Annotated in this window: 15 protein-coding genes; 10 read left to right on the top strand and 5 right to left on the bottom strand. The window is 55.9% G+C overall.

Translation table 11 applies throughout. From position 1 onward, the window contains the following. Positions 1-103 precede the first annotated feature (103 nt). The 3 genes from AC5DDB_RS07940 to AC5DDB_RS07930 form a co-directional block, all read right to left on the bottom strand. Complete coding sequence (locus AC5DDB_RS07940; RefSeq protein WP_491739169.1) at positions 104-1,510, bottom strand: DUF4129 domain-containing protein; 1,407 nt, start codon at positions 1,508-1,510, stop codon at positions 104-106. 56 nt (positions 1,511-1,566) lie between these two features. Next, entirely contained in the window at positions 1,567-2,646 is a 1,080-nt protein-coding gene (locus AC5DDB_RS07935) for a hypothetical protein (RefSeq protein ID WP_491739168.1), read from the bottom strand. Positions 2,647-2,726: 80 nt separating this feature from the next. Next, positions 2,727-3,863, bottom strand: coding sequence for an FAD-dependent oxidoreductase (locus AC5DDB_RS07930; RefSeq protein ID WP_491739167.1), 1,137 nt, complete (start codon positions 3,861-3,863; stop codon positions 2,727-2,729). Positions 3,864-4,177: 314 nt separating this feature from the next. Here AC5DDB_RS07930 and glgX point away from each other — a divergent pair, with 314 nt between their 5' ends. Beyond that, entirely contained in the window at positions 4,178-6,415 is a 2,238-nt protein-coding gene (glgX, locus tag AC5DDB_RS07925; protein ID WP_491739166.1) for a glycogen debranching protein GlgX, read from the top strand. An 80-nt stretch (positions 6,416-6,495) separates the two neighbouring features. On the opposite strand, the gene AC5DDB_RS07920 is transcribed toward glgX, so the two are convergent. Then, positions 6,496-7,500, bottom strand: coding sequence for a 3-keto-disaccharide hydrolase (locus tag AC5DDB_RS07920; RefSeq protein WP_491739165.1), 1,005 nt, complete (start codon positions 7,498-7,500; stop codon positions 6,496-6,498). Between the two features lie 186 nt (positions 7,501-7,686). Between AC5DDB_RS07920 and AC5DDB_RS07915 the strand changes: the two genes are divergently transcribed. From AC5DDB_RS07915 to AC5DDB_RS07890, 6 genes are all read left to right on the top strand, one after another. Next, complete coding sequence (locus AC5DDB_RS07915; protein WP_491739164.1) at positions 7,687-8,610, top strand: sugar phosphate isomerase/epimerase family protein; 924 nt, start codon at positions 7,687-7,689, stop codon at positions 8,608-8,610. 237 nt (positions 8,611-8,847) lie between these two features. Beyond that, positions 8,848-10,332, top strand: a complete 1,485-nt coding sequence (locus tag AC5DDB_RS07910; RefSeq protein WP_491739163.1) for a hypothetical protein — start codon at positions 8,848-8,850, stop codon at positions 10,330-10,332. Positions 10,333-10,672: 340 nt separating this feature from the next. Further along, entirely contained in the window at positions 10,673-11,713 is a 1,041-nt protein-coding gene (locus tag AC5DDB_RS07905) for a hypothetical protein (RefSeq protein WP_491739162.1), read from the top strand. A gap of 109 nt (positions 11,714-11,822) precedes the next feature. Beyond that, a complete protein-coding gene (locus AC5DDB_RS07900) occupies positions 11,823-12,668 on the top strand; it encodes an NYN domain-containing protein (protein WP_491739161.1) in 846 nt (281 codons plus the stop codon). A gap of 180 nt (positions 12,669-12,848) precedes the next feature. Continuing rightward, positions 12,849-13,622 (top strand): hypothetical protein, encoded by a 774-nt coding sequence (locus tag AC5DDB_RS07895; protein WP_491739160.1) that lies wholly within the window; start codon positions 12,849-12,851, stop codon positions 13,620-13,622. A gap of 47 nt (positions 13,623-13,669) precedes the next feature. Continuing rightward, entirely contained in the window at positions 13,670-14,395 is a 726-nt protein-coding gene (locus tag AC5DDB_RS07890) for a (5-formylfuran-3-yl)methyl phosphate synthase (protein WP_491739159.1), read from the top strand. Positions 14,396-14,426: 31 nt separating this feature from the next. On the opposite strand, the gene AC5DDB_RS07885 is transcribed toward AC5DDB_RS07890, so the two are convergent. Beyond that, positions 14,427-14,963, bottom strand: coding sequence for a VOC family protein (locus tag AC5DDB_RS07885; RefSeq protein ID WP_491739158.1), 537 nt, complete (start codon positions 14,961-14,963; stop codon positions 14,427-14,429). Between the two features lie 354 nt (positions 14,964-15,317). On the opposite strand from AC5DDB_RS07885, the gene rpsL reads away from it, so the two are divergent. The 3 genes from rpsL (at position 15,318) to fusA (ending at position 18,439) form a co-directional block, all read left to right on the top strand. After that, positions 15,318-15,689, top strand: coding sequence for a 30S ribosomal protein S12 (gene rpsL, locus AC5DDB_RS07880; RefSeq protein WP_491739157.1), 372 nt, complete (start codon positions 15,318-15,320; stop codon positions 15,687-15,689). Positions 15,690-15,740: 51 nt separating this feature from the next. Further along, a complete protein-coding gene (rpsG, locus tag AC5DDB_RS07875; protein ID WP_491739156.1) occupies positions 15,741-16,214 on the top strand; it encodes a 30S ribosomal protein S7 in 474 nt (157 codons plus the stop codon). A 137-nt stretch (positions 16,215-16,351) separates the two neighbouring features. Next, a complete protein-coding gene (fusA, locus tag AC5DDB_RS07870) occupies positions 16,352-18,439 on the top strand; it encodes an elongation factor G (RefSeq protein ID WP_491739155.1) in 2,088 nt (695 codons plus the stop codon). The last annotated feature ends 9 nt before the right edge of the window (positions 18,440-18,448 follow it).

Genomic DNA, 18,448 nt, shown 5'->3' with positions numbered 1-18,448 from the left:
TTGTGGGTTGTGGGTTGTGGGTTGTGGGTTGTGGGTTGTGGGTTGTGGGTTGTGGGTTGTGGGTTGTGGCTTGTGGGTTGTGGCTTGTTTCTAACTTCCGTTTTTATCCTTCGCCCTTTAAGACCGCTTCGTAGCCGCCGAGGGATTGTTCGAATTGGGCACGGGTGGGTTCACGACGTCCGAAGCTGACGGGTTCGAAGACGCGCACGATGGAGCGGAATGCTTGGTATTCGGTTTTGTATTGACGGAGTGCACGAAGGTAATCGCGAATCGTCAAACCGCGTCGGTAGCGGATACGATTCGTGCGTTCGATACGGCTCATGGCTCCCATGGCGAGCTGGGCAATTGCGTCCCGATAGTTGCCAATCGCAGCCAACTCCCGAGCCTTGGCGATATACACATCGGGCGGATGTTCGCCGGGGGCATTTTCCGGTTCGTTGGCATTCGAAGGTAAGTCGCCGTCGGGGAGTTCTTCACGTTCGAGTTTGGTTGGCAGTTCGAAGTCCTTGATCGCTTTGATGATCAGCCACAGAATCAGTCCAATGACAATTCCGAGAATCGCGTAGGCTAACAGGTGAAACAATCCTGCGATGAACCCGGCAAAGGAATTCGCTGCGGGTGAAGTGACCGTGGAGTCCTCGTCAGGCTCACTGCGTTCGACAGGTTGCTCGCGTGGCGGCGGATTCTCGTCGGGTGGATTGTTTTGTCGGACGGGCGGCAGCGGTTCGTTGTTCCGAGGCGGATTTGGATTGTTGCCGTTGGCGTTGTTGGCTCCGTTCTCGCCGCCGTTCTGGTTACGGTTGTTGGGATCGTTGCCTGCACCGGCGGGGTTTCCGTTCGGGTTTTCCGCATCGTTGTTGAGTTCGCCGTTGGCACCGACGTTTTCGCCGATGTTCTCGCCGGGGCGATTCTCAGCGTCGCCGTCTTCCGGGTTGCCGTTGTTGCCTGGGCGGTTGTTGTCGGCGTTGTCGCCCGGTTGGCCATCTTCTCCGAAGTTGCGGTCGCCGGGGTTGGGGATGTTGTTGTCGACTTCCGGAAAGTCATCACGGCCTGGATTCTCTCCAGGGTTGTTGCCCGGACCATCCGGTTCGCGACCGGCTTGGTTGTCTCCGTCGAATGGCTGATTGCGGGCTCTGTTATCATTGGGTTTGTCGCCGGGTTGTCCGTCCCCACCGAATTCGTTCGCGGGGTTTCGACCGGGTCCTGGTAAACGCTGTCGACCGTTCGGATTTTGGGCATCACCTTGCGACTCCGCGCGATTGCCACCGGAACCGGTTCGCATGCGAAATCGAGTCGTGCCACTGCCCGACCCAATTGATTGTCGACCTGCACCGCCCGTCGAGCGTTGCAACCGTTCGAAGTTTTGGAACTCGGGTGACGATAAAATTTCCTCAGCGGTCCGACGAACACGCCGTGCTTGCGGGGCGTCATCGGCGAGCGTTTCGCTCACGCCGAATGACAAGCCAATCACGAAGATCATTTTTTGGAAGAATTTGGATCGGTCCGACATTGTGATTGTCCCAAACGCGACGGTCGACGAGTCTCTCCATTGTACTCGCCGACTTCTCAGCGAGCGAGACCTTGTGTACGAAGACGCTGGCTTTCTTCGGCCATCCGAAACTGTAAGTCCCAACAATCTCGTCGCACACGGATGTCGAGATAGGTGAACAACCACGCCATCCGCGCCAATGGCCAAGTCAGGAGGGCGGTGGCGGTGAGCGTCGTTAACACCAGCGGATCGGTCTGTAGCAATTCGACGGCCCGTTCGCCGGAGAAAGCATCGGTGAAGGCTCGTCCGAAAAAGATCGGCACTTGAAACAGAAGCGTGATCGCCGCGTCCATTGTTACGAAGGCAAGTGCGGTGAGCCCCATCCAAAAGGCGTTGGTCCAAAATGCGCGGGCCACAAGATCCGCTCCCTCGCTGCGGATGATTTTCTTGACGTGCGTGGCTTGCCAATGAGGATCGATGCGACCCAGACACGTGCGTTCGAAGGTGAATCCCGTGCGGATCAACACCCACGCTCCCGGCCAAATGCACAGCACTAAACCCAGCAGAATCACCCAACTCTCCGGCGGAAACAAAACCAATGCCGGTCCGATGGCCGCCAAACTTCGGACCGTCAAGCCAAGATAAAACGCCCGGGCCATGCTCCAACTTAGATGCTGATACCGTCCCACGGTGATGCTCGATTGCACCAACAATGCCACACCCGCGATGCAAAACCCCGCTGCCACTCCGACACGTTGCAGACTGACCGTTAGTCCGAAGGCGTCGCCCATGTTGCGAACGAGCAGACCCCCGCCGATACCTAAGATAACGAGCACCAATGTGGCTCCGAACAGTCCGCGTGACGATCGTCGGTCGTCGGGTGTGGCTTCATCCGATTGGGGAAACAACCGGGGAATCGCGTCGTTCACCACAAGCACGCTCAGTGCCAAGCTCGAAAAGTACACGGTGGCGATTGCGAATCGCCAATCGAGTTCCCACCACCGTGTCAGAAGGTAAACCAGCAATGCCGCCGGCAACGCGACCAACATCCACATCCCAAACAGCACCGGATAATTCCGGCCAAAATACACCACCGCCAAATCGAGACAATTCGATGTGGTGCGTGGGATCAAGGCGATGGTCGGTTTGGGGGGCATTGTTATTCAGGGGACAGAAGTCACAGGTCACAAATCAGTATGGCAGTTGTCGCTCTCAAACGCTCTGCTCTGCATCGTTTTTATGGTTGAAACTCCTTGATGAAGTTACGGTCGATGGCGTCTTTCCACTTCCACATCCAGCGGTGATGGAAGGAAAAGATGCCCCACTCCATAATGGCTTTGCCGTCACCGGTGTTGAGCAACCGCAGGTAGTTCGATTGCGGTTCGTAGGGCAGCGGCGGAAGTTTGCGGGCGAGTCGTTGCAGGTTTTCCCAGAGCACCGGCCCCTCGCGGACCGCAAACACGCCAGCTTTGGGGATCGGATCGTTCACCCGCGTTGCGGTATCGCCCACAACAAACACCGGTCGCCCGGAGATCGTTTGCTGCGTCGTTTCCACCGCCAGAAACCCGTCATCCGCTTTCGGCAAATTGACATGCTGCAACACTGGTGGGGGAGCGGCGGCAACGGTCCACAACACCAAATCGACCGGACGCTGCGAACCGTCCGCGAACTCCAACTGCCCGTCGGTGTAGTTCGTCACCCGATGATTCAGCAGAACGTGAATTCTCTTCTTGTTCAGTGTTCGCATGGCGTATCGCACGGTTCGCGAGCGAAAGCCGGTGAGAATCTGCTCTTCGGCGTCGATGAGCGTCAGTTCGGCGTCGATTGCACGGGAATCAAGAAGCGCATCCAAGCAGCACGCGACTTCGAACCCAGCGGCTCCGGCTCCCACGATTGCTACTCGCAACGCCGGGGCGTCGTCGCCCTGCCCGCTGTCTTCGGTGAGTTGATCTTCCAGACGGTCGAGAAAGGTTTGCATCGGTTTAATCGAAATGATTTCCGAATGCTCTCGCCACAATTCTTGACCGGCGGGCACCGAACCGATCCCGATCGATGCAATGTGATAAGATAGGGGTGGTCGGTCCGGGAACATTACCTGAGAGGTGTCCGCATCGAAACCGGACATCGGCGAGGTGATTAAATTGACTCCGCAGCGTTCCGTGAGTTGGCGGAGATCGATTTTCATGTCGGCATCGTCATATTGCCCGGCGAGAACTCCGGGTAACATGCCACTGTAAGTGGAGAAGGTGAAGGACGAAACCAGTGTCAATTCGGTTCGCGGGATCGGATTCGTCCGCCAAGCATCGACAATATGCAAATGCGTGTGGCCTCCGCCGATCAGAACGATCTGCCGGGCGGCGGGTGATTCACTCATGCGGTCCACGGCTCAAGGTGTGATGACGGACAGAGTTATGTGGCAACATCGTAGCCCGTTGAGGCTCGAAGTTCAAAACGAAGAGATATCAGCCAGTGTTAATGTGTTCAATTTCTCCGAACGCAGATTGCAGCAGATTTCCTGAACAGCTAAGATACCGCTGGTTGAGGGAGCGACGTGGGATGCACCAAGCGACTCAACCACGTCGCCGATTTCAAAAGAAATGGCCGGAAGACAAAGAGGCGACCGATAGGGGATGTCCGGCTGGCGCGTCGGAGTCTTGCTCGGCAGTCTGGATGTAGGGAGACACACCGATGCGGGTCTGGCCGGGGCGGCCCTCACCTTTGGGGGCAACATACGACGGACAAGGCGTAAATTTCGCGGTTTTCTCGGAACACGCTACACGCGTCGAACTTTGCTTGTTCGATTCCGTCTCTTCACAACGCGAAAGCCATTGTATTCCATTGGCTGAGCAAACCGATATTGTCTGGCACGGCTATTTGCCGGACGTCAAACCGGGGCAATTGTACGGATATCGCGTACATGGTCCGTATGCGCCCGCACATGGGCATCGGTTCAACGCCAACAAAATCGTGTTGGACCCGTACGCGAAAGCGATCGGTCGCGATATCCGTTGGTCTGACAAGATGTTCGGTTATCGAATTGGTGACCCCGCTGGAGATTTGTCGTTCGACGACCGCGACAATGCCGATTGCGCCCCGTTGGGTGTGGTGACGAATCCCAAATTCCGCTGGGGTAAAGACAAACCGCTCCGCACACCCTGGCATCGGACGATCATTTACGAAGCCCATGTCCGGGGGATGACGATGCGACATCCCGAAGTGCCCGAACATCTTCGCGGTACTTATGCAGGGTTGGCGACGAAACCGATCATCAAGTATCTCAAAGATTTAGGTGTCACGGCTGTCGAGTTGATGCCGGTGCATCATTGCGTGAACGATCGGCATTTGGTCGAGAACGGTCTGAGTAACTACTGGGGTTACAACACGATGTCGTTCTTTGCACCGGAACAACGGTTCTCCTCGTCGAAGTCGCCCCGGAACGCGATCCGGGAATTCAAGTCGATGGTCAAAAAGTTGCATGCGGCGGGAATCGAGGTGATTCTCGACGTCGTGTACAACCACACCGGCGAGGGCAACCACAACGGACCGACGATCTCGCTGCGTGGCCTGGACAATGCCAGTTATTACCGCACCGTGCCTGGCAACGAGCGGTACTATATGGACTACACCGGTTGCGGCAACACGCTGAATATGCAATCGCCACGCGTGCTACAACTCATCATGGATAGCCTGCGGTATTGGGTGCTCGACATGCACGTCGACGGGTTCCGCTTCGACTTATGTAGTGCCCTCGCGCGGGAATTGCACGAAGTCGACAAACTCGGTGCGTTCTTCGACATCATTCATCAAGACCCGGTGCTTTCGAATGTGAAGCTCATCGCGGAACCGTGGGACTTGGGTGAAGGCGGTTATCAGGTCGGGAACTTCCCCGTTTTGTGGACGGAGTGGAATGGGCGTTACCGGGACACGGTGCGATCGTTCTGGCGTGGCGATGGTCACACGGTCAGCGAGTTCGCGACCCGATTGTGTGGTTCAAGCGATTTGTACGAACACAGCGGTCGTCGACCGTATGCAAGTATCAACTTCGTAACGAGTCACGACGGTTTCAGCCTCAACGATTTGGTTAGCTACAACAACAAACACAATCTCGCCAACCAGCAGAACGGTGAGGACGGCGACAATCACAACATCAGTTGGAATTGTGGGGCCGAAGGACCGACGGACAGAGAAGACATCGTCACGCTACGCACGCGACAGATGCGAAATTTCTTGACGACATTGTTGCTGTCGCAGGGTGTGCCGATGATTCGGATGGGCGATGAATTCGCACATTCACAAGGCGGTAACAACAACGCATATTGTCAGGACAACGAAATCAGTTGGCTCAATTGGGAGCTCACCGAACCACAGAAAGATTTGCTGCAATTCGTCCAGCGTGTGATCAAGTTTTGGCGGGATCAACCGGTGTTCAAACGCCGGCACTTCTTCCAAGGTCGAGAGATTCGCGGCACCGATGCCACGGACATTCAGTGGATTGCACCCGATGGCCGAGAAATGGCCGATCGCGACTGGCACGCTGCAAGTGCCCGATGTCTCGGGTTGCAACTCGATGGCGAAATGATGCACGAAACCGACGAAAAAGGTCGGCCGATCGTTGGTCAAACGATCTTACTACTCATGAACGCTCATCACTACGACGTGAATTTCGTGTTGCCCGCACACGCGGCCGATGAATATTGGCAAGTGGCGATCGACACTCAAGTGCAACGTCCGAAGAAACGGTGGTTGCCGGAAGGGTTCGAGTACCGTCTCGACGGGCGATCGATGGCGGTCTTGGAACTGAAACGGGTCCGTCCGCAAACCCTGGCGAAAGTCGCCAAATGGTTCAAAATCGAAGACAACCCGGAACCGGAAGCGCCGAACCTCCGCGTTGCCCGTGTCGGCGAAGACGACGAAGAAGCAGCGTAATTTCGAGTCGAGGGTGGAGAGTTGTGAGTCGAGCGTAGAAAGTCGAGTTCACTCTCGACTTCCCACTCTCCACCTCTTTATTATCGCTCAAGCACCCAGATGTTGCGGAATCGTAACGGGTTGCCGTGGTTCTGGATGTAGACCGGGCCGGCGTCGGCGTTCTCTTGATTTGGGGCGGCTCGTGTTGGGCCGGGGATTTCAACGTCCTTCTGAATCAACACGCCGTTGTGACGGACGGTCATCATCGCGTTGGCGGTTTTGTTGCCGTCTTCGTCGAACTTCGGAGCGGTGAAGTCGATGTCGTACGTCTGCCAAGTGAGCGGCGGATAGCACATGTTGACGCTGGGATTGCTAACGGTGTAAATCCCGCCGCACTCGTTGTTTTCGCCGGTCAGGCCGAAGGAATCGAGAATCTGCACTTCATAGCGGCCTTGCAGATAGCAACCGGAGTTACTGCGGGCTTGTCCGCGAGCGTGTGGCATATAGGACAAGTAGAATTCCAAGTGGAGCGTGTGATCTTGGAAGGTTTGCTTTGATTGCGTGCCCTGCATAAGCCAACCGTCTTCGGAGACTTTCCCGTTCTTCCAATTCTTGACATCGTCTTTGCCGCCGTAAAGCACGATGGCTCCCTCGGGTGGTTTCTCGCCGAGCGTGGCACTCTTGCGGTGAACTTTCTTCAGCGTGCCCATCACCGTTCCGTTGGGACGCTCGACGACTAATTTGCCGTCGAACAGCACACCGTTCGGACCGTCGCCTTTTGTGAAGACCACTTCGTTGCCGCTGCGGGTCGCTTCGACTTCGACTTTGTTCTCGCCTTCCCAACCGTCTCCGGGCAAACCGCCGGGATAACCGACCGCTCGAAACTTGCCATCACCCAAGGCGATGACTTGCACGCCCAGTTTCACGTCGGCCCCTTCTTCCGCGATCGTTCCGCTGTACTCACCTTGAAAGGCGTAATCTTCGTCGGCTTCCTTCGGGTCGAGAACGGCTTCCTTGTTTGCTGCGAAGGTCGAAAGCGACAAGAACCCGACAAAACACACCGCCAAACACAAACGGTTCAGTAATCGTCCGGAGCGAACAGACATGGGAAATCCTCGGTGAGCGACTGAGTGATCAATGAACCCTCATTCTGCAAGGCCGGGGAAAGGGTTGCAAGCGGAGCACTCGTTTCCTGAGAATGGTTTGCCGTCCAATTGGATATGTGCGAATTCCACAAAACCCGAGCCGCGGCACCCGAGACTTCCGGTTTCAATCACTCCGAGGAACGAGATATGTTGCGATCATCCTTACCATCACTGAATCGCCGTCAATTTCTAGGAACGACTGCCGGGTTGGTCGCTGCCGGTGCGACGGCTGCGCTCGCCGCCGATTCGAACAAGTATCAGTTCAAATGGGCATTGGCTTCCTGCATGTATGGTAAACTGCCACTTGCGGAGATTTTACCGGAAGTCAAGAAGACCGGCAGCGAGGTGCTCGACATCTGGCCGATGCCACATGGCAATCAGCGGGAACAAGTCGAGGAAATGGGGCACGATGCATTTGCGGAGCTCCTCGACCAACACGCGGTGCGATTGGGAGTGCTCACGCATTACCGGCTTGGGCCGTTTCGGTTGAGTGAAGACGCGGCGTTCGCCAAACGATTCGGCGTCAAGCTGATGATCACTGGCGGTTCGGGTCCGAAGAATCTTAAGGGCAAAGAGTTGAAAGCGGCAGTGAAAGAGTTTGTGAAGAAGCTCGAACCGCAACTCAAAACGGCTGAGGAACACGGCTACGCCATCGGCATCGAGAACCACGCCAACAATCTCATTGATTCGCCGGATTCGGTCCGCTGGTTGGCGGAGTTTTCGCCATCTCCGAGTTTGGGGATCGCACTCGCACCGTATCATCTCCCGCAAGACCCGGAGCAATTGGGGAAACTCATCGAGGATCTCGGCGATCGGTTGTTGCACTTTTACGCCTGGGAGCACGGGCACGGCTGCATGACGAAGTTGCCCAAGGAGGAGGAATTGCTACAACTTCCGGCTCGGGGAGAGCTTGAATTCGGACGAATTGTGGCAGCATTGAACGCCATCCAATTCGCCGGTTGGACGGAAATCTTCATGCACCCCGTTCCGCGTGGAATTCCCATTTTGCCAACAGCCTCCGAAGTGACCGCCGAGATTAATCGCAATCGGCGGTTTTTGGCGATGTTGTAAGCGAGTTGGTTCTATTCGCGTTCCCCGGCACTCATTGTGAGGATGGCGGATGAGTCGTTACAGGTGGGAATTTCTGCACAACCGGTAAAGTCGCTGTATTTTCTTGAAGCGGCCCGCGGTGAGCGGTCGATAGTGAGGATAGGCCAATTCGTCCATGATTGGTCTTGTGGTTGATCGAGCGCCGTGGTTGGCGTTCGGTTGGCTCGTTCCGTGAATTCTCGACCGTGAGGGCACGCGATGCGAACCCCGTTGTTTCAGTTGGTGAAACGTACCGGCTTGCTGTTGCTGACTGTTGGTGTCGTCGGCGTTGCGCAAAGCGTTGTTGCGGCTCCAATTTACACCAACAAAACGGAGTTCCGTATCCCGTATCGATTCGATCCCGCGGAGATGCGGCGGATCGGTGCTCAGGAGATTCGGCTCTATCAGTCCGAAGATCAGGGACAAACTTGGCAACTTGCGAAAGCGGTCGATCCGAAAATGGGTCGCTTCGATTACCGTGCCACCCGAGACGGTGAATTCTGGTTCGCGGTCCGGACGCTCGATGCACGCAACCAACTGTATCCGGCGGGTGATATCAACGAAGCCGGTTTGCAAGTCGTGATCGACACCGCCAAGCCCGATTTGGATGTCCATTTGCAAGGCACTCCCGGCGGACGCGTGCAGTTGTCTTGGGAAGCAATCGATTCCAACTTGGATGTTTCCACGTTGAAACTCGAGTTCCTCCAAACCGGCACGATTCAATGGGAAACCGTTCGCGTGCAACCGGCTGCTGCGGGACAAACCTCGTGGACGGCTCCTGAACGCGGCTTCGTCACCGTGCGGGGTTCGATCGCCGACCGAGCGGGCAACGTGCAACAAGTCGAGAAACAAATTCGTTTGGACGTCCCGGTGCAACCGGTCATTCGTCCGCCGCGAAGCCGCCAGGAACCGGAAGGCCCCATCGCGAGCCAACCCGGCAACAATTTGGCGATGGTTCCACCATCGGGAAATTGGGATACGACACCGACCAATCTGATTTCCAGCTCGTCGGCATCGCGACCCGAGATTCTTCAAAATCCGTACACGACCGAAGGCAAACCGCCGCGAGTGACAAAACATACCCGCGTGGTCAACACCCGCCAATTCAACATCGATTATGAATTGGAAGACGTCGGACCATCCGGTGTGGGTGCGGTCGAACTGTTCATCACCGAGAACGATGGCGGACAATGGTTCCGCTACGGTGGTGACCCGGATGCAAAAAGCCCGTTCAACGTGGAAACGCCTCGCGACGGCATCTACGGGTTTGCGATTCGCGTCAAGAGCGGCACCGGCCTCAGCAATCCTCCGCCGCAAGTTGGCGAGAAACCGTCGATGGTTGTCGTCGTCGATCAAACTGCCCCGGAAGTGGTCTTGAGAGGTGCCGAACAGGGTAGCGGCTCGAATTTGATGAAGGTTCGCGTGATGTGGGAAACCACCGACAATCACCCGGCCGATCGACCGATTGCATTGTCGTACGCAACCGATCCCAACGGAATTTGGGAACCGATCTCCGGTTGGATTGAGGACACCGGCGAATACATCTGGGCATTGGCTCCGAACACGCCGACACGGGTTTACCTCCGCGTGACCGCCCGAGATGCGGCCGGCAACCTCAGCAAAGCCGAATCGGAACAACCCTTGATGATCGACCTAAGTCGTCCGTCGGCTCGACTCATCAACGTCGAAGCCACGCGAAAATAAAAGCGGACGGCATCGAAGACATCGATTGTCGAGCAATTCGAACTGTCATCGGATCACAGTTGTAGAAACCAATCGTTTGCCGCACGAAATCGGCAAGCAGGCCGCCGGGAGTCAATCCCCGGCGGCTTTCGGCTTTTTGGGTGATGCAATCAGGGCAATCCGGATAAGCGGTAAAATGCTTTCAGATTGAACTTGCTCCTCGCCGGCGATAAAGTGGAATTCGGAACCAATTGCCGCAACAGACTCCGACACGTTCTTCGCAATAACTCATGCGAGAACTGCGAGTTTCGGCAACTTGGACGGAAATTGCCACAATCGTCCTTTCGAGGAGAAACCTACCATGCCGCGTCGATTTTTGACCGCGCTGGCCATTTGCTTTGCGGTTCTCGCCTCTACGCAAACCGCGTCCGCTCAGTTTTACTGGAATTGGGACTTCGGTTTGGGCGGAATGCGTTATTCCACCGGCTACTCGCCATATTGGTCCGGCTATACGCCGTACAGCTCAGGTTATAATTACACGTCGAGTTATTCACCGTACTGGTCGGGTTATACTCCGTCGTACACATCGTACTACACCCCCAGCTACACGACTTCGTACTACACGCCGGCGACTTCTTACTACGCAAGTAGTTCGTACTACGCACCGACCGCTTCGTGCTGTTCCTCGACGGTTGTGTCCGCACGTCCGTCGGCTTGCTGTTCGACCGGATGTTCCCAGTGCTGTGGAACGGCCGAGAGCGTGATCGCCGGTCGAGTCGGCACACCGACCATCAGTGCCGAGCCGGAAACCCAGCAATCCTGCTTGAAGTGCACCGTGGATGATGCTCAAGTCTTCAACGGACCAAGTGGAATGGTTTATCTGGATCGTGGTCGCGGATTCATGGAAATCACCTGGGGCAATCGGTTGCACTCTGGGGAGATCGTTTTCCGTCGTGAAGACGACAAATTCCGTTACTATGAAGAACTGACTCCGCCTGGCGTGGAAGCCCCGACCGTTCCGCGGGAATGGGCTGTTGCTCGCACGCCATGTTCACAATGTAAGTATGCGTTGTGGCACAATCACAACGAGTCGGGTTCGAAAGTTTGGACCAAGGTGCATTCCGCGAAGGTGGCCTGTGTCGAGCCTTTGGTGCCAAATGGAACCCCTGAAAAGGCAGACGATGCGGTTGAACAAACCGATTGGAAAATCGTTCCGCCGCGAGCGACGGTGAAAGCCGCACCGGAAATGGTCAACAACGGTTGGCACGCTGTCCGTGGTGAAGAGCGATTGCGAGCCCTCGATCGTCGCTTGGTGGCCGAACGTCGGGAAGCCGAAGAGCGTCTCGTGAGCGAACGTTCCAGCCGCTACCAAGTTTCCCGCATGGAACGTCTTCGCGACTAGAAACTAGAAACGTCGACTTTGGCTCGTAGCAGCTTCTGTCTCGCAGACGCGAGAAACCGTCACACGGTTTACGTGATCGACTTTCATGGGTGTCACGGTTCACAGAGCCGTGACACCCTGTCATTGTGTGGTTCTGTTCGATACCGCTGGGGCGAATGTGGCGAGACCGTTCGTCATTATCGACGGTTACAACCTAATGCACGCCGCCGGGTTCGCGAGACAACGCTACGGCCCTGGCGGACTCGAACGTGCTCGCGAGCAATTTCTGCGGGCATTGATCGCGATGGTCACCCCGGAGATGCAACCTCGCACGACGGTTGTGTTCGACGCGTTCGATTCGCCTGGCAACGAGAATCGTCAAAGTCGCCGAGAGAGTGTCACGGTCCTATTTGCCGGAGCTGGTGGCGACGCCGATTCGCTGATCGAGCAGTTGATCGCCGACCATTCCGCCCCCCGGCAAGTTCGCGTGGTCTCCGACGACCGGCGTCTCAAACGAGCAGCGCAGAAACGCAAAGCCCGTTCGTGGAGCAGTCTCGATTACTGGGAAAAACTCGTTGGCCACGCGGAACGACGCAGTCAACAGCCACGGGAATCCGAGGTTGCCCCGGAGAAATTTGTCGGGGAACCGGCTCCATCGGAAGTGCGGCACTGGTTGAAGGTCTTCGGCTCGATCATTCCCAAGTCGCTCAAACCCAGTGCGAAGGAGTCACCGCCGTCAGCGAAAACCTCACGCCCAGCGAACCCGTCATCTGCACCGTCTTCGAAAACGCCCAAGCCAAAGTCCACACGGGCTCCGCAATCGTCACCCCCACCGAGCCCGCCCAATCCTGTGCCCGATCATAAACCCGAACCCGATGACAAACCGTTGCCGCGTGAGGAAGCCGACATTCCCGCAGACGAACTGGCGTTCTGGGAGAATCGGGTCCGCGAACTCGATGAGCCGAAGGAAGAGTAGCCCCCGGGCGTATGCTCGATTAAGATGAACGGACACTCTCGACTCTGACAATTCCCGCAGCACCGCACCTCCGCGGTTTGCTGAATGACATACTTAAGGTGATTCTCGATGCCAAGTTCTCAGGGTTCCTCGACTGCTAGGAATCTTCGATTGATCCCATGGCTGTGTACGGCAACTGTTATGATCAGTCTGACTGGTTGCGGTGTCGGTGCTTACGAAAAGCGATTGAAAGCTACCGCCGATCAAATGACATTTGTCACGATGGTCGACGAAAACTTGGCTCAACCGTGGGGTTCCGAACACGGTTTGATGTTGCGGGTTCCTAGCATTTTTCAGTCGGCTTGGTCGTACACACCACCACGAAAACAATCCGATGACGACGAAAATTCCGAACCCGAAGCGACCCCGGACCCTCCCGGTCTAGAGTACTTAGGGGGACTGAAACCCTATGGGCTTGTCGGGGTGTGGACGACGCCCGTCGATGTCAATGGCGTCAAGAAAGACGCGTATTTGTTCGCCTGTTCCAACTACCACCTGTGGAATTCGGAAGAAGAGTCACGAGCGTCGCAGTTCTTCGAAGTGGTGATTGGGGCGGACTTGAAACTCGTCCGCGGAATGCCGAGCGATTATGTCTCTCAGCGATATTGGAATTCTCAGGAGGTGCCATCGACAAGTTATTTGGAGCCTTCGAAATACTACCGCGCGAAGTTCGAAGGCATCGAAACACCGGCCGGTGAGACAGCAACCCTCGAAATTGGGAACTACAAGGCGACTGCAGCGGAAGTTGTGATGTTACTAGTCGTGCCGACCGGTGGCGAATTGCCCACGATTCGCCGTCACGACAAACCCGGCGAGGAAGTCGACTTGTTCGCTCTGATGATGGATACCCTGCGAGCCAACCCTCAAAAACCAACCAAGACCGGGCAAAGTGGACCGTCGAGTACCGGGTTCTGATCGCGTCACTTCGGTCGTCGGCTTTGTTTTCAGGTAATGAGGTCAGTGTGGTTCCCAAACTGTTGGTCAGCGTGCGGAATGCCGAAGAAGCGGAGGCGGCTGTCGCAGGCGGTTGCGATATTCTCGATATCAAAGAACCGAGCCGCGGTTCGTTGGGACGTGCGGACAAAGCCACAATTCTGGACATCCTCAACACACTCGGTCCAGATGCCCCACCCGTCAGCGCGGCACTCGGTGAACTGCGTGACTTTCACGATTCGCCGATGACGGCTTCGATTCCGCCCGGACTTGCGTATGTCAAACTTGGTTTGGCGGGGTGTGCGACGTTCCCGCATTGGCAAAATCGTTGGATCGACATTCAAACAATTCTCGCCGGTCAATCAGTGAATCCGCCGCAATGGGCCAGTGTGATCTATGCGGATACTGACCATGCAAAGGCACCGTCGGTCCGACAAATTTACAATGCAACGAACTATCACTCAAAAATCACTCTCGTCGACACATTCAGCAAAGATGGCCGTTCGCTGACGGATGTCATGACACCGACGGAACTGCGAGGTCTTCAGCGAGGTCTTGGTCGACCTCCGTGGGGTGATCGACAACTGGCGTTGGCTGGTTCGTTGACGCTGGAATCTTTGCCGAAACTTGCCGATGTCCCATGTGATATCCTTGCGATTCGCACCGCAGCCTGCCGAAATGGCGACCGGAATGGGCCAATCTGCTCGGACGCGATCCGACGGTTCAAAGACGCGATCCACACTGTGTTCTCGTGAAACCGTCGGATAGGTTGCCCGCCTCGTGCGGTTACTTCTTCTTCGGTCCGACAAGCTCGACCATATTGCCATCGGGATCACGCACGATCGCCAAAAACGCCCCGCTGCCATCACCGACCAGATCAATCGGTCCTTGGGCAATTGGTTTCACCCCGTGCTTTTTCGCCCGAGACAAAGCAGCATCCATGTCCTTCACCCGCATCGTCAAATAGCTCACGCCGTAGGTCGAGTGAATGAACCGATTATCCATTCGTTTGCCGGGGGCTGCTTTGACTTGCATCAACTTCACCCGCGTGGCACCATCGCCTTCGCCAAGTTGCAGGACGTGGATCTTCAACGGCAACGAATCCGTCAGACCCACCGCAGCACACTTCTCAGCATCGACTTCAAATCCTTTGCCCTCTTTCAGCCCGAGAGCCTCTTTGTAGAATTTGAGCGATTTATCGATGTCGCTCACGACGATTCCGAAATCGACACGCGGACTCGAAAATTGCGTTTCTTCCTCGGCTTTCACAGTCGAACCAGACACCAAGACGGTGATTAAAGTCATTGCAAGCAATGAACGCATTTGCACTCTCCAATTTAAGGTTTCGAGACGAACCAACGAATTTTGATGTCTGCCAACGTATCCAAAGTGCGTCTGGGGAACAAGTTTTGGCGTAGCGGCAAATTCTGAGTGTTCCATCCCTTGACGACCGTCTGTCGGGTCGATAACTTCCCTGGATACGCCGCTCGTCCGGTGGCGAAGACGTATTCTACTGACACAGCTTCCGGCTGCATCGGTGCGAAACCAGTTGGGATTTTAGGATTTCGATTCTGCGGGAACCACGCGAAACGTGTTTTTCTCCAGAACGACCCATGGGAGCGTTTCCGAGCGGTAGCTCGACTTTTGGTTGCGGCAATGGCCGCTTTAGGTTGATTCATGCCAACGATTAATCAGCTTGTTCGCAAACCTCGCAAAAAACAAAACGTCAAGACAAAGACGCCGTTGCTGGAAGGATGTCCGCAAAAGCGTGGCGTTTGTCTGAACGTGAAAACCGTGACACCGAAGAAACCAAACTCGGCGTTGCGGAAAGTGGCTCGTGTGCGGTTGTCGAACGGCAAAGAGTGTACCGCCTATATTCCTGGTGAAGGTCACAACCTTCAAGAGCACTCGATCGTGTTGGTGCGGGGCGGTCGTGTTCGCGACTTGCCTGGTGTGCGATACAAAATCATCCGCGGTGTGCTGGACACCCTCGGTGTGAGCGATCGTCGCCAAGCCCGTAGCCGTTACGGTGCCAAGAAGCCCAAGTAATCAACACGTTATTCATTGAATCATTCATAACAGCCTACGGATTCAAGATTTATGGCCGCCCGTTTCACTGCAAGTCGAGATCAACTCCGCCCGGATCCACGGTTTAATTCCGTGTTGGCGTCGAAGTTCGTCAATTGTCTGATGTACGATGGCAAAAAGAGCGTCGCACAACGAGTGTTCTACGATGCCCTCGATTTGATCGCCAAGAAGGTCAAAGACGTCGAGCCGATCGAAGTCTTCCATGAAGCTGTCGACAATGTCCGCCCAATGATCGAAGTTCGCTCGAAGCGAGTCGGTGGTGCTACTTACCAAGTGCCGACGCAGGTGAGCCCCAAGCGACAACAAACATTGGCCATTCGCTGGCTGTTGGAAGCGGTTCGCTCCAAAAAGGGCCGACCGATGCACATTCGCCTTGCGGATGAGCTTTCCGCAGCATATCGGCGTGAAGGGGCCGCCATGACCAAGCGTGAGAACACGCACCGTATGGCCGATGCCAACAAAGCCTTCGCCCACTTCGCGTGGTAACAGCCGAAGCGACAAAATCCAAGACGCTGGAAGAACTCGAATGAAAATTCGTAGGACTTCCAGCGTTTCTGCGTATAAAGCATTTCAAAAATCTCCGGTCCGAACGGCCGGTTTCGTACCGGAAGGATTCATTCACTATGTCCAGAGCTATCGAAAAGCTTCGCAACATCGGCATTGTCGCCCACATCGATGCTGGAAAAACGACGACAACCGAACGAATCCTGTTCTACTCGGGCGCTTCGCATCGATTGGGTTCGGTCGATGAAGGGACAACCGTCACCGACTACGACAGCGAAGAAGCCGACCGCGGGATCACGATTTATTCCGCCGCCGTGCAGTGCAAATGGAAAGACGTAACGATCAACCTGATCGACACACCGGGACACGTGGACTTTACCGCCGAAGTCGAGCGGAGCTTGCGGGTTCTCGACGGTGCCGTGGTGGTGTTTAGTGCCGTGGAAGGGGTTGAAGCCCAAAGCGAAACCGTGTGGCGACAAGCCAACCGGTATCGAGTACCGCGGATTTGCTTCATCAACAAGCTCGACCGAATCGGTGCCGACTTCGAACGCACGTTGGGCCAAGTCGAGGACCGTTTGCAAGCCACGCCGATCGCATTACAGTTGCCGATCGGTGCATCGGATGCGTTTGAAGGCATTATCGATCTCGTCGAAATGCGGGCATTGTATTGGGACTCGGAAAGCGAAGGCGCAAAGTACGAAACCCGCGAAATCCCGGAAGATTACCTAGACATCGCCGAGGAATGGCGGGGCAAGTTACTCGAAGCGGTCGCGTTGCTCGACGATGACGTCCTGCAAACCTACATGGAAACCGAGACGATTCCGTCTGAGGACATCCATCGGCTGCTCCGCAAGGCGACCATCGCGGGCACATTACAACCGACGTTTTGCGGGTCGGCGTTGGATTACATCGGTGTGCAACCGGTGTTGGACGCAGTCGCGGCTTACCTGCCCAGCCCGATCGATGTGCCGCCGGTTCAGGGGTTGCATCCGAATCCGAAGAAACAAGCCAAAGGGCCGGAAACACGCAAGCCATCCATCGACGAACCGTTCTGTGGTTTGATTTTCAAGATCCAAAGCGATGCCCACGCCGATCTGTACTTCTGCCGGGTGTATTCCGGTGTGCTCAAGAGCGGCACGCGGGTACTGAATCCACGGACGAACAAGAAAGAACTCATCAACCAACTGTGGCATATCCAGGCGGATCGTCGCGAGAAGTTGGAATCGGATGCTGTCGAAGCTGGTGACATTGTCGGCGTGATTGGTCCGAAGGAAGCCGTCACCGGTGACACGCTTTGCGACCAAGGTCGACCGATCGTGTTGGAAAGCATCACCTTCCCGGAAACCGTGATCTCGATGGCGGTTGAGCCGGAGTCGAACGCGGATCGAAAGAAGCTGACAGACACGCTGACCAAACTCGGTCGGCAAGACCCCACGTTCCGGGCGAGTGTCAGCGAGGAAACCGGGCAAACCATCATCAGTGGTATGGGCGAGTTGCACCTCGAAGTTCTGAAGAACCGCATGCTGCGTGACTTCAACTTGAACGTTAAAGTGCACAAGCCACGTGTGAGTTACCGGGAATCGTTGAACGCTCCTGTGCAGGGTCGCGGGCAGTTCGATCGACAGATGGCGGGTGAAGCCCACTTCGCGGCGGTCACAGTGCGGATGCAACCGTACGAAGGCGAAAAGCCGGTGGAGATCAAGAACGAAATCAAACCTGGCAAACTCCCGCCCGAGTTGCAAGCCGCGTTGCTCGAAGCGGTCAAAGATCAAGCCGATGGTGGCGGGATTTTGGGTTATCCATTGATGAAAGTGCGACTGACCATCACCGATGTCGAATATCGAGAAGGTGAAACGAACGAAGCGTCGATCCGGGCAGCGGCGGCTCAGGCGATTCGCGAGTGTCTCAATCAAGCCGAAGACAATGGAGCCATCGCCCTGCTCGAACCGGTGATGAAACTCGAAGTTGTCACGCCGGACGAATTCGTCGGCAACATTCAAGGTGATTTGAACAAACGCCGGGCGATCATCACGCACTCGGAATTACGGGGCAACCTGCACGTTTTGGAAGCTGAAGTTCCACTGTCGCAGATGTTCGGTTACTCGAACGACAGCCGCAGTCTTTCCCAAGGCCGTGCGTCGTATTCGATGGAACCGCTCAAGTATGCCGAAGCACCGCCGGACGTCCTCAAGACAATGCTAGGGTGATTCAGGCAG

This window comes from Thalassoroseus sp., assembly GCF_984380535.1.
This window is presented reverse-complemented; position numbering and strand designations above follow the sequence as displayed.